Below are 13,908 nucleotides of genomic sequence, written 5' to 3' on the forward strand. Positions count from 1 at the left end.
ACACCGTTGGCGCCGAAGGCGGCACCGATGCCGGCCGCGGCGACGAAGCTGTCGATGGTGCTGTCGTCGCTGGCCTCGATGGTCAGCGTATCCGCCGTCACGTCGGTCGCGGCCTGATCGCCCGTGCCGTCGACGTAAGCCTTGACGGTGGTGCCGATGCGGTTTTCCGCCGCGGCTCCGGATCCCGACACCGCGACGCCGATGCTGCCGCCGGACACGCTTGCGGTCAGCGCAACGACCGTCGCAACGATGTCCTGCGTCGTCGCCGCGTCGATGGTCACTGTGCCTGCGGCATCGGCGTTCGTGGCCGCGCCGCCGCGCGCCTCGACCGAGCCGTCCTCGAGATAGGCTTCGACCACGGTGCCGCGCGGCGTCAGGTTAACAAGGCGCCAGACGTCGGAATTGGCGAAGTCCTGCTCTTTCATGTCGAGCGCGGCGGACTCGTCGGCATCGTCGCCGTAGCGCGCGCCGACGTATTCATAGACGTCGCCCCGCCGCACGCCGTCGAGGATCTTCACCCTGTCGCCGGCGTAGAGGTCGCCGACCGCCGCGTCGGATGTGTCGTAAAGCTGGAAGCCCTGCTTGGCACCGATGGCCCCGCCCGCCTCGTAACCCACGAGGTTGCGCGCAACGGCCACGCCGAGCGCAACGCCAACCCCGGCGCCGCCCGAGGCCGCGACCGCCGCGGCGACCGAAACGATGGTCGCACGCACCAGCCCGTCGCTCGATGCAAGGATCGATACGTCGCCGGCCGAGACGACGTCACTGCCGGTGACATGCGCCTTCGTGGTGCTGTTGAGCACGTTCTCGGCCCAGGCCCCCGCGCCCGCGACGGCGACCGAGGTCACGCTGTCGATCGCAATGGCCACGGACGCCGCCGCCGCCACCACGGTCATATCCGCGTCATCCGTGGCCTGCACCGTGACGTCGCCCGAGGTCGTCTCGACCTTGCCGTCGACGTCTTCGATAAACGCCTCGACCGAGCCGTCGATGGTGTTGCGCGCCACCGAGACCCCGAGCGAGACGGAGAACGCACCGGAAGCACCGATCGCCGCCGAGACTGCGATGGCGCCCGCGAAGGTCTCGATGGTCGACTCGTTGCTTGCCAGCACTTCGAGGCTTTCCGCCTTGATCGCCGGATCGCCCGAGGTCGCGTCGTTGCCGTCGTCCTTGATGAAGGCGGCGACATCGACGTCGATGGTGTTCTCCACGAAGACGCCCGAGCCCGCGATGCCGCCGGCAACGCCGCCGGCCCCCGCCACGGCGACTGAGCCGGCCACGACAAGCGAATCGATCTCCTGCGCCGCGCGCGCATCGACGGTCAGCGCGCCATTGGCGTCCACGTCCGAATTCAGAATGTAGGCCTGCACCTCGGCGGTGCCGTCCGACCCGTCGCGTTCCTTGCCGATCAGGTTACGCGCGATGGACACGCCGATCGACGCCCCGATGCCGGTGCCGCCCCCGCCCGCGAAGGACAGGGCCGCCGCCAGGACCAGCGTCGTGATCTCGGCCTCGGAGGTCGCGATGACCTCGACGTCGCCCTTGAACTCCGGAGCCGCGCGGTCCCCGACCGTGATGTCCGAGCCGGTGACATGCGCCGTCGTCGCGGTGTTGATGACGTTCTCGGAGTAGGCGCCGGCGCCGGCAAAACCCACCGCGCTCGCGCCGCTGAATGAGGCGCTGATCGCCGCCGCCCCGGCCAGCGAGCTGATCGTCGCCTGCGTAACCTCCAGATCGCCGTTGGCCGCGAAACCGACGTTGAAGACCCGCCCGTCGATGGTCGTCACCACCCAGCCGTCGCCGTCACTGGCCTTGGCGATCCGCGGCAGGTCAGCCCAGGAAATCAGCACGCCTGCGTCGCGCATGTCCTTCATCAGCGAATCCACGATCCGCAGGTCGTCGACGAAGTCGGCAAAGGCATGCAGCACGCTATCGTAGGTGCCGATCGCAATGGCACCAATGGCATCGAAGAAGCCCGAAACGTCGCCAGCCTCGACGGTGTAGTCGACCCCGTCCGGACTATCGACGCCCTCCTGCTCGGTCGCGTCGTCAAGATCGGCGGCGGTCGTGCGCGTCTGCAGGTCAGCGGAGGCTTCGGTGAACACCGGGCTGGCCAGCGTGTCGGCCCGCACGGTGAGATCACCCCGCACCGTCAGCAGCGGCGCATCCTCGATCGACGCCTCAACTTCGTTCGTCACCTCGTTGAAAGAAAGCGACAATCCAAGAGATACGGCGACCGATGTCGCGCTGGACCCCGACGCTGCCACCGCCGCGGCACCGACATAGCTCTGGATCGAAGAACCATCCTGCGCCAGCACCGACAGGTCGCCGGTGTCCATGGTAACGCCGGCGGCACCGATCACCGATGCCTTTGTGTCCGACGCGATCCGGTTGCGTGCAAAGGCACCCGCCCCGGTCACGGTGGTTGCGGCACCGCCCGAGCCCGCCAGCGCCACGGCTCCGGCGGCCACGGCGGCAAGGATGGACTGTTCTCCGCTGGCCGCGACGATGACGTCGCTGGGATCGTCCGTCGCTTCTTCCAGCAGGGTCGCGCCGTTGATCGTCGCGCTTGTGGCCATGCCGGCCTCGACCAGTCCGACGCGTTTCCACAGCGTCGGGTTGGTGTAATCCTGCAATTCGAGACTGAGACCCGAGGCCGCAACGTCGAGCGGCAGGTCGCCGACATATTCGAAGTACTGTCCAGAACGTGGACCGGTGTTGATGTAGACGACGTCGCCGTTGTTGACGACGCCCGTCGACGGCAAAGCGGTATTGCCCGTGTCGGTGTTGAAATCCGCCGTCACCGACTGGCCGCCGATGCCGATGCTGTTCTCGGCCACCGAAACGCCCAGGGCGACCTGCGTCGCATTGCCGGAACTGAGCCCGGCAGACGCCGACACGGCCACCACCTCGGCCTCGATCCGCGCCGCGCTGTCGGCCAGCACGTTGAGCCCCGCGTAGACGGTAACCGAATCCGCCCAGACCGTCGTGCCACCGGAGAGGTCGGCGCTGTTGGCCTGCACGTAGCCGCCTTCGATCCGCGCGGTCGTGCCGCCGGTGATGGAGTTCACCGCGATGGCGCCGCCGCCCGAAACACCGACGCTACTTCCGAGCGACGCGCTCAGCGCCACCGATGCGGCGCGCGCCCGTGCGATGATCTCGCTGTCTTGCGTTGCCTGCACGAGGATGGCGCCGGAGGTCGCCGAAACCGGCGCAAGCGCGGTCCCGGAATTCAGGATGCCTGCATCGACGACGGCATCTATCTCGTTTCGGTTGATGGCCGCGGCCACGCCGACGCTGATCGCATTGCCGGTGCCCACCGAGGCCGAGACCGATGAGGCGAAGGTTTCCGACAGGATCGAGGACATGTCTGTGGCGGCAACGACGATGTCGCCGCCCGCCTCGACCTTGCCGGCGCCGGTGATCCGGGCCGTGGTCTCCGTCGCACCGCGGTTGAGCGTGATGATCGGCGACACTGTGACGGACGTGTTGTTGGCGAGCGAAATGGAGGTCGCGAGCGACGAATTGTCGATGGTCGCGTCGATGTCCAACGTATTGTCGGCCAGAACCTCGATGTCGCCTGTGGCCTCGACCGAGCCACCTTCGATGGCGGCATAGGCCTTGATCGGATCGCGCGGCGTCAGGTCGGTGCCGACCAGCGCGTCGGCAGTGGCACTCAGGAAGTTCTGGTCGCCCACGCCGATGGAATTGAACGCCAGCACGACGCCCACCCCGATGGAGGTTCCGCCACCCTGAACGGTCGTGGAGACGTCGATCGAACTGTCGATCTTGCCGGTGTTGTCGGCGCTCACGCGCACGTCGCCGCCGATGGCGTCCGTACTGTCGCCGACCTCGCTGTCGCGGATCACGGCGATCGCGTCGGCGCCGACGATGTTGGTCGCGATCATCGCGGTCACGCCCAGAGAAGTGCCGCCGCCCGAGAAGAAGCTGCCGCCCGAGACGCTCGTGTCGCCGACGTTCGTCGCGACGATTTCGGCGCGCTCGACCGCATCGACGGTCACGTCGCCGCCGGTCGCGGCCAGATTGGTGCTGTCGATGAGGGCCTCGGTTCGCATGCGCACGTCGTTGAGCGCGATGAGCCCGCCGACCGCCGTGCCGCTCGAAGCGGTGACGTTGAGGTTGATGCCGAGATCGGTCAGCGCACCGGTGATATTGGTCAGATCCACCGGGTCGATCTTGAACCACTTGCCGACGGACGTTGCGTTGTTGAAGTTCTCGGCGCCAAGGTCGATGGTCTCGCCCAGCCCGAGGTAGAGGTAGAGCGCGCCGCGCTCGCCGCGGGTCTCGTCAAAGGCCGAGTCGACATAGACCTTGCGCCCGGATTCGATGAACTGCGCGCCGGACTTGGTGGTGAAGTCGTAGTCGTTCAGCGCCTCGCTGACCTCGGTCAGCACGATGTTGAGGCCCGCGTCGTTGGTCACGGTCGAGGTTGTCAGGACCGAGTTCTTCGCGTCGATGGTCGGCAGGAACGACCCGTCCTCCTCCTGCCGCGCGCCGTCCTCGGCCCGCACCGCCACGCCGCCATCGGCGGAGACGATATTGTCGTAGGGTGTCCCCTCGCTCACGTCGGTCCAGTCGGACCCGGCGAAAATGCCGGTCTTGAGCTCGATCCGGCCTGTTTCACCCGAGTATTCGTAGATCGTGCCGTCGGACAGTTCGACGCGATCGCCTTTCTCAACCCATTGCAGGCCCCAGAGGTCGGCATCGTCCTGGCGGAAGTTCGCCTCGCCGATGTAGGCCCGCGCGCCGCCGTTCACGCGGTTGAGCGCGAGTACCCCATTGATCGCCTTGCCGCTGGCGTTGACCAAAGCCGAGGCTGCCGATGTGGTCTCGTTCGAGGTTTCGGCCACGATCCGGGCCTGGTTGTCGGCCTCGACGGTAAGCGCGCCGTCGGCATCGGCCCGCACGTCCATCAGGTAGGCCTCTGCGATGGCCGGGCGCGGTCCGAAAAGCCGGTTGTTTGCGCCGTCGGTGATGCCCACGTCGCCAGTCAGCACCTCGGCGGCGAGGAACACGGACGGCAGCGGCGAATAGCCTACGGAGTTGAAGGCAAGCACCAGGCCCACCGCCGTGTCGCCGGTCGCGGTCGCGGCCTTGGTGGTGGCCTCCATGTCGGCGGTGTTCATCGCCGACACGGTCACGTCGCCCGCACCATCGGTGCCGTTGCCCCCATCCTCCGCCGTCAGGCGTGCGTCCTTGGCATAGGCATCGGCCGAGGCGATCATCACGTTGGTCGACAGCACCCCGTTGATCGCCAGCGAGGTGCCACTCCCGTAGGCGCTGCCGCCCGAAGAGCTGGCCGAGCTGTCGGTCTCGACCCGCATCACCGCATTTTCGATCGCCTCGATCTCGATCGCGCCATCCGTGGCGCGCACGTGCACCTTCTCGATCCAGGCATCGGTTTCGCCGCGCAGTTCGTTGTAGACGATAATGCCCGCGACGGCGGTCGAGTCGGATTCGGTGACGTTCAGCCCCTGCGGCACGATCGAGTTCGACAGCAGCGGCCGCCAGTAGTCGAGTGCGGTGGGATTGGTGTCGCCGGAGAACGTGACCCCTGACAGGTCGAGCGCCTGGCCGTAGCCGTCGTCACTGGCGCCGAGGTACTGGTACACTTGGTCGGCGGCATTCGCGTCGGAATGCCCGGTCGCGACCCGCACGAGGTCGCCGAACTTCAGATCGACAAGCTGACCGGGAGTCGAGCGCGCCTCCCAGTCGACGGTCCGCTGGTCGTTGAGGGTTTCCTGCAGAACACCCGCGCCGCCATCGTTGCTGGTCGAGGATTCGCTGGTGAGGCTGGTGTTGGCATAGGCCTGGATGTCGTCGCGCGCGGCGACCCGCAGGCCCGAGACCGCGTCGATCTGCGGCGTGGTCTCGCGTCCGCCATCCTCGATCCACGCTTTTGCCGCGCCGTTGATCTTGTTGCTGGACACAGTGACTGCCGCCGCGGTGCCACCGGCATTGACCAGTGCCGAGGCTGCCGAGGTCGTGGCGTTCGAGGTGGTGGCGTTCAGCAGCTCCTGGCTGGCCGCCTCTACGCGCACGGCACCCGCCGCCGACACGGCGCTTTCGGCGATCCATGCGCGCGCCTCCGAGGCGTCGAGCCCGTCGAACAGCTCTTCGGAAATGAACGGATCTCCGACGATCGTGTCGACGAGGTTGAACAGGATGTTCGAGGCCTTCCAGCCGATCGAGTTGAACGACAGCGCGATGCCGACCCCTGTATCGCCGGTCGAGGTCGTCATCTGCAACGTCGCATCGAGGATCGAGGTGTTGCGCGCGTCGACCTCGACGTCGCCGGCCCCCGCAGCACCGTTCGCGGTGATGTCGGAGTCGGTGATGTAGGCGTCAGCTTCGGAGAGTACGATGTTGGTGGCGATCTGACCGTTGACCGCCAGCGAGGTGCCGGTGCCCCAGGCGCTGCCGCCCGAAGAGGATATGTCGCTGATCTGGTTGGCAAGGATCGTCGTCGTGGCCTCGGCCGAAACCGACACGTCGCTTGCGACCACGGTGCGGCTGTCGATGAAGGCCTCGACCGCGCCGCGCGCGTCGTTGACCGAGATCGTGCCGCCGATGGCGCGGCTGTCGGAGGGCGCGAGATTGCCGAAGTTCGGGAAGGCGTCCGAGGGCTGCAGGTCGGTGTCGACCCGATCCCAGAGCAGTCCGTCGTCTTCGCTCATCTCGAGTGCGAGGAAATCCGTCGACAGGTCGACGTTCAACGGAAACGGGCCGTTCCATTCCCAGATCTGCCCGGTCGCGCCGACGGAACCAATGTAGTTCGTGCCAAGCAGGACCCGCTCGCCTTCCTCGACCACGACCGAGCCCGACCGCGTGGTGTAGTCGTAGTCGGTTCCGATCTCGTCCGAGATCAGCGCCAGCAACCCGTCGATGTTGTTCTCGACCGCGGACGAGAGCGCAAGCTGGCTGTCGGCGATGATGTTGGCGCTGTCCTCGGCCCGAACCATTAGCGAGCCGGCGGCGCTCGTGTTGCCGGTGCCCACGGCCGCGACATTGGCCCAGAGCTGCGCATTGGCGGCGATGTCGGCAGCAAGGGCGATGCGCTGCTGAACGCCGACGGTGGAGAACAGACCGGCGTTGAGCTCGATGAATTCGGCAAGCGTGTAAAGCGCGTTCTCGCCATTGTCGTCGTAGGTGAAGGGCGCGCTCAGGTCACTGACGTCGTCGTCGATGTCGGTGATGTCGGGGCCGGTGTACTTCACGATGTCGCCCGCGGAGAAGCCCGAGATCGCCAGGTCTTCGTGGATGCGGATCAGGTCTCCCGCCAGAAGGCTGACAGGCACCGCCCGGCTGGTGTAGAGAAAGTCGGCGACCCTCTGGCTGTCGAAGGCGGCAAACTGCCCGGCATTGGCCTCGATGTAGTCCTCGAGGCTTAGGCTCGGGTTGAAGACGGGGATGTCGGTCCCGGTGAAAGACACCACGTCTCCCTGCGCGAAGCCCGACACCGCGAGGTCCGCGGTGATCAGGATCAGGTCATTCTGTGTCAGGCTCGCGGGCGTCGCGTCGCCCTGCAGCACGCCGCCGAGGTATTCCACGACCGACCCGTCGGCCAGCGCCACACGGTCGCCGATCGCAACCTGGTCGAGCGTCTGCGAGATGTCGTAATCCGCCGAGGTCTCGCTGATCCACGCCTTAGTCTCGCTGTTGATCCGGTTCGAGGTCAACGTACCGCCGGCGGCCATGCCCGACGATCCCCATTTCAGCGGTTTTGCCGGGTCGATCAGGGTCTGGACGGCGCTTACGGCCGCATCGACCACGACGCGGTCATTCTTGGTCGCCTGCGTCACCTCGTTACCGACTTGCGCGTCGATCAGGTTGACGCTCGCGACCTCCAGAACCGTGGTGCCGGTATCGTTGGTGGTGCGCTTGATTTGCCAGGTTCGGCCACTGTCATCGGAGACGAACCACAGGTCCTGCGGCGCCAGCGTCTCGACGCTGAGCGCGCCCTCGGTCGTCAGCCCCGCGGCGGCGAGATCGTCCTTCAGCTGCTGCAGGAAGGCCGCGTCCTGCTCGGCATCTTCCACTGCCGTGTCGAGATCGACATCGACGTCGCCTGCATCGTCGAGACCCTGCGCGTAGCTGAGATCAAAGGTTTCGCCTTGCGGTGTGTAAGTCTCGGCGAGAACCGCCTCGACGTCCCGCGACAGCGCGGTCACGGCGAGGTCGCCGGCGGCGTTGACCGCCGAATCCTCGATATAGGCTTGCGACCGGACCGGCGTTTCCTCGATCAGGTAGTCCGATCCCAGAAGCGCGTCGGCCAGTTGGAAGAAGATGTTGGAGCTGTCGTAACCCACCGAGTTGAGGGCGATGACGACGCTGATGCCCTTGCTGGCCGAGGTCATCTCGGACAGCGCCGTCGCCTCGAGCTGCGCTACGTTCAGCGCGGTAACGTTAACGTCGCCCATCGCCCCGGTCGTGGTCAGGTCCGAGCGTTCCACAACGGCTTCGGCCGAAGAGTTGACCTGGTTGGTGACGATCACCCCGCCCTTGCTGGTGGTGGAATTCATCTGCGACGCATCGAGCGCCGTCAGCACGGCCGCCTCGGTCGCCGACACCGTGATTGCGCCGGTCGTGTCGACGTCCATACCCGAGATCCGCGCCTCGGCACCGCCGCGGACGTCGTTGCGCACGACGAGCGCCGAGTAGGCCTTGGCCGATCCCGAAAGATCCCTGCCGGTGGCCGCACTCAGCCCTTTGAGTGCCGCGTTCACGATCGCCTTCGGAACCACGTTTGTTTCCGACAGCGGCTTCCACCACTGCAGATCGTTGTAGTCGATGGCGTCGAGGTCCATCGGACCGCCAGTGCCGCTATTGGCCGCGGCATCCCAGAACGCGCCACCGCTGGCGAAATCCGAGGCCTGCCCCATGAACTGGTAGACGATGCCGCGCGTGCCGCGCGTGGTCTCCGTCAAGGACAGGTCCGCGGTGTTGGCGACGTCGAAGTCGGAGGCCAGCCGCACCTTGGCCCCGAAGTCGAGCGCCTGCGGCCCGGAGGTCGAGGAATAGCTGTAGTCGTCGAGCAGCGCACCCGCGACGGTTTCGAGAATCCCGGTGCCGAGGTCGTTGTTCTTCGTGGTGCCGGTGATGATCGTGGTCTGCGACGACACGATGGCGGCATCGCGCGCCGCGACCGTCAGGGACCCCGCTGCCACGGTCTCCAAGCCGTCGCTGCTGTCGCTGTCCTCGACCGCGGCCAGCGCCTTGCCGGAGAGCATGTTCGAGGCCAGCACACCCGCCGCCGCCATGGCGCTGGCGCCGAAGAAGGCCGCCGCGTTCGAGCTTGCCTCGGTGTCGATCTTCGCGTCGATCTGGGCGGTGTTGCCGGCCAGCACCTCGACCGCTCCACCTGCCGACACGCTGCTGTTGCGGATTTTCGCCGTGGCGTCGGACGGATCCTGCGGGCCGAGATCGGTCGCGAACAACGCATCGACCACGTTGAACAGCAGGTTCGTCGCTTCGTAACCGACGGTGTTGAAGGCCAGCGTCACTCCGACGGCATTGGCGCCCGAAGTCGTGGCCGTGCTGACACGCGCCAGCAGCGTGCCGCTATTGGTGGCCTCGACCAGCAGGCTGTCGTCGGCGCCGGGTCCGGCATTGACCGTCGCATCCTCGATGATGGCCGTGGCCGAGTTCAGCACGACGTTGAACGCCACCAGCCCGTTTGCTGCCAGCGACTCGCCGGTGCCCCAGACGCTGCCGCCCGAGGATTCGACGCCGCTGTCGACCTTGGCGAAGATCGCCGCCGCTTGCTCTGCCGTGACCTCGATGTCGTCGCCGGCATCGACCGTCGAGCCGTCGATCCGTGCCTCGGTGACGGTGTCGATCTGGTTGCGCGCCACGGTGCCGCCGATGGCGCGGCTGTCGGACTTGGTCAGGTTGTTGCCGGTCGGCACGATCTCGGTCTCGGGCACCTCGACCCAGAAATCGAGATCGGAAAAGTCGATGGTCGTCAGGTCGACCTGCGTGAAGGCGGCCAGCCCAGTCTCGCCGAGGAAGCGGTAGATCGCGCCAATCTCACCGTCTTCCACGGTCCGCACGCGGTCGCCGAAGGCAAGGTCGATGGTGTCGTCAGCGGTGCGTTGCAGCAGGTTGTCCACGACAAAACCCTGGTTGTTGCCGGGATTGAGCGAGTCCGTGACGACCTCGTATTCGGCATTGAAAACGGCGGTCAGGAAATCGTCGACGACCGAGAGGCCGCCGTCGTTGCTGGTCACCGAGGACGCGACGACCTTGACGTTTGAAGAGATCGTGGCGTCGTCCTTGGCGTTGACCCGGACATTGCCTCCGATTGCATCGACGTCCGAGCCGTTGCGGATCTCGGCCTTGGTCGAGGTGGCGACCCGCGCCGTGGCCAGGAGCCCGCTTGCGGCGAACCCGGAAGCGCCGAACAGCAACTCGTCCGAGGCTGTCGAGCTGGCGGCATTGGTCGTCGTCGCGTTGAGAATGGCCGCCGCCAGCGCGTCGACGGTGACATCCCGGCCTGCCGAGACCGTCGCCCCATCGATCAGCGCCAGCGTATCCTGCCGGTCATTAGTGCTGCCCAGCGTGGTCCCGATCAGCGCGTCGAGCGACTCGCCTGCGATGTTGGTGAGATCGAGGCCCACGGCGTTGAAGGCGACGCCGAGCGCGATGGCGCCGTTGGACCCGCCGGTGATGTCCGTCGTGCCCTCGGTCCGGGCGTGCATCAACGACAGGTTCTTCGCGGCAACGTCGACGTCCGAGGCAGCCCCGGTCGCCGAGACGGTCGCGTTGACGATCTGCGCCGTGACGTCGCCGCGCATCTCGTTCACCGACATCACGCCGGAGAAGCCGCCAGTGTAGGTCTTGAACGGCGCCAGCCGGGCATCGACCGCCGCGACCACGTCCGTGCGCGCGACAAGCTCCATCACCGAGCTGGCCTCGACCGCCACCGATCCGCCGGTCGCGGTGACCGAGCCGCCATCGATCTCGGCGGTGACCGTCTTGGCGATCTCGTTGATACCGAAGGCGAGACCGAGCGCCCCGCCGCCCTTGGACACCTGGATCTCCGTGCCCGGATAGGCGCCGAAGTTGGTGCCGAAATCGACCGAAACGGCATTGTAGGACGCGACGTCCACGGCCCGCACCAGCAGTCCCACTCCGCCCGCATCGGTGCCGCTGGTGGCAATGGTGCTGACATCGACCGAGGCGCGGGTCTGCCCGGCCAGCGTGTTCAAGGCCTGCTTCGCGCGCGACTCGTAGCGCGTGTCGTTCTCCGCGATCACGGCGGCACTGACCGCGGTGACGGCGGCGTTCACGTCCGCGATCGCGTCGTCCTTGGCAATCTCGACGTTCGAGTATCCGACAAGCGGCGAGGTGACGGTGTTGAAGACGGAACCAGTGTTGTCCGCGACCAGGCCAAAGCCTCCACCCGATGTCACGGTCGCGAGGCCGGCACCGTTGCCCACCAGCGCCTGCGTTTCACGGCTGATGTCGACGTCGGTGACCAGCACCCCGAGATCGAAGACCGTCGAGATCACGCCAGTCGCCATCTCGAGCGAAACATCGATGTCGTCCGCGGCCCGGACCAAGGCGCTGAAGCTGCGGCTTTCGGCCACCGGCTTCATGTCGGTATCGAGCGCCAGAAGATCATTCAGCGTTCCGGCCACGTCAGTGCCCGCATTGATGGTCGCGCCGCCTTCCACGACCGCCTTGGCGGTCGAGGTGACGTTGGCATTGGCCGTGCCGACCACCGAGCCGTTCAGAAGCACGTTACTGTAATCGACATCGATCGTGGTCGCGGTCGTCGCCTCGATCAGCACCGAGCCGCCGTCGATCGTCACACCGTTCGCCACGCGAGACGTGGCCGAGGTCGTGGCATCGGCGCTGACCACTACGACCGGCCCGGACACCAGAGCACTTGCGGAAAGGTCGACCGCGGCGTGACTGTCGATCACGATGGCGCCCGAGGCATAGATCGAGCTGTTGACTGTGATGCTCGCAATGGCGGTGCCGTCCGTCGCGCCGCCCAGATTGATCAGGCTGGCAGCCGAGTCGCTGGCGGTTGCGGTGGCCTCGAGCGTCACCGAGGTCAGCCGATCCGTCGGTAACGGCCCGCCGATCTGAGCATCGACGGTGATGGTCTCGGCGCGAATCGTCAGCGCGCCGTCGAAACTGGAATCGAAGCCCGCGACGGTGACCGCATCCGTGCCGTCGCCGCCGTCGATGACGATGTTCTGCAGGTTGGCGAAGCCGAAAATGCCGCCCTCGAAAGCGTCGCCCCCGACGCTCGCGAGTTCGAACATGTTGGCGCCGCCGGCGTCGCGCAGCTCGGCCTGGTTGTTGCCGGTTCCGAGTGTCACGCTGAAGCTGGTCGCGGTTGCGTTCGAGATCACCGAGATCGGCTCGAAGCCCGAGAAATCGAGAGTCGTCGCGTCGCGGCTGATGATGCCGGACTGCGCGCCTGTCGCTTCGTACCCAAAGGTGGCGTAGCTGCCGCCCTCGAATTCGAGCACGTCGAAGCCGCCGTCACCGCCCTCGATACTGCCGCTGACCGTGGCATCGTCGACCACGACGAAGGTATCCTGGTTGCCCGCTGCCCCCTCGAGTGTCTCGACCGAGGCGAAATCCAGCAATGCCACGCCATCGCTGACCGTGCCGGAATCGAGCGCGGTGACCGTCCAGGTCGCGTCGCGGGAGGTGTCGAACACGACACTGTCGGATCCGCCGCCGCCGTCGAAGTCGAGTTCCGGCACGGTCGCTGCGCCGAAGCTGTCCACGTCGATCGTCAGCCTGTCGGATCCCGACCCGCCCTCGATCGTGATGGCCGAAATGTCCGAGACGTCACCGAAGGCAAGGATCGCGTCGTTGGATGTGTCGAGGATCTGAACCCTCTGCACCGCGACCGCTTCTCCATTGGTCGTCACCGTCTCGTCGATCATGCGCACGAGAAGGTCGTTGTCCTGCCGGTCCGGATAAAGTGCTGCAATGTCGACAGCCAGATCGGCGGCCAGAAGAATCCGGGGCTCCATCGGATCCAGAGCGAGTCGCCGCGCGGCTCTCTCAAGCGCTGCGAAGCGCGAAGGATCTCGTCGTTTCAGTCGGGATCGCTGCGATCTGTTGATCGGAAGATGTGGCAGAAGGCCCTTGTAATCGGCCTTGAAAGGATAAGACATCTACGTCTCCGGCAGCGAGGAGTACTTTAAAAACAACACCTTGGGTGATCGAAATAATCGCCGCAAAACTTGGTAAGACTCGAGCAGTCCTCGGTACGATCTACAAATAATTGAATCATTCAAGTCTTGACACGCTATGAGTGCTTTTTCGAGAGAGGCGGGAAATCGTTAACAATTCGACCGAGCATGCACTGCTGACGGCGCAAGCTCAGGTGCCCGATCTCGGCAGAACGGCCAGCGGAGGCAGCGCCAGCACCCGGTCGATCAATCCAGCCGCGGGCAGGTCGTTGACGATCCGGTGGTCGCACTGCGGCGCGACCCGCGCGGCCTGGATCTCGCAGGATGGGCGCACCACCGTTTCGTAGGCCGCGAGATAGCCGGCGAGCCAGTCGCGCTTCGCACCTGCTTCGAGAAGCTGACCCAGCTTGCGGGCAAGCGCCGTATCGACGGCAAGGTCGATCCAGATCGCCGTGTCGATGAGGGCCCCGGACAGGACATGCGTGCGGCCGAACGGGGTTTCGAACAGCACCGGGCCACGAGTGCGGGCGGCGATCAAGGCCCGGGTCAGTCCCGGGGCCTCGACCTCGGCCGGGTCGGCGCCGCGTCGCAGCCAGTCCGTGACCACCTCGGGCGGCCAGCGCGTGACGGTCTCGTACTGATCCCACTCGACCACCGACGCTTGCGCGACCCGGGCCGCGATCCCGTGCGCCAACGCAGATTTCCCGGACCCAGGTCTCCC

The 13,908-nt window shown here is 66.3% G+C and carries 2 protein-coding genes (1 of these 2 cut by a window edge); both read right to left on the reverse strand.

What is annotated here, in order from left to right:
* Positions 1-13,025, reverse strand: the 5' portion of a protein-coding gene (locus tag R5H30_RS01585; protein WP_318326231.1) for a calcium-binding protein. 20,461 nt of this gene lie to the left of the window's left edge; the window shows 13,025 of its 33,486 coding nt (coding positions 1-13,025); it begins with the start codon at positions 13,023-13,025; the stop codon falls past the left edge of the window.
* 352 nt (positions 13,026-13,377) lie between these two features.
* Positions 13,378-13,881 (reverse strand): nucleoside/nucleotide kinase family protein, encoded by a 504-nt coding sequence (locus tag R5H30_RS01590; RefSeq protein ID WP_318326232.1) that lies wholly within the window; start codon positions 13,879-13,881, stop codon positions 13,378-13,380.
* Positions 13,882-13,908 lie beyond the last annotated feature (27 nt).

The organism is Roseobacter sp. FCG-D35 (assembly GCF_033436665.1).
In the GTDB taxonomy this organism is placed as follows: Bacteria; Pseudomonadota; Alphaproteobacteria; order Rhodobacterales; family Rhodobacteraceae; genus JAWQFO01.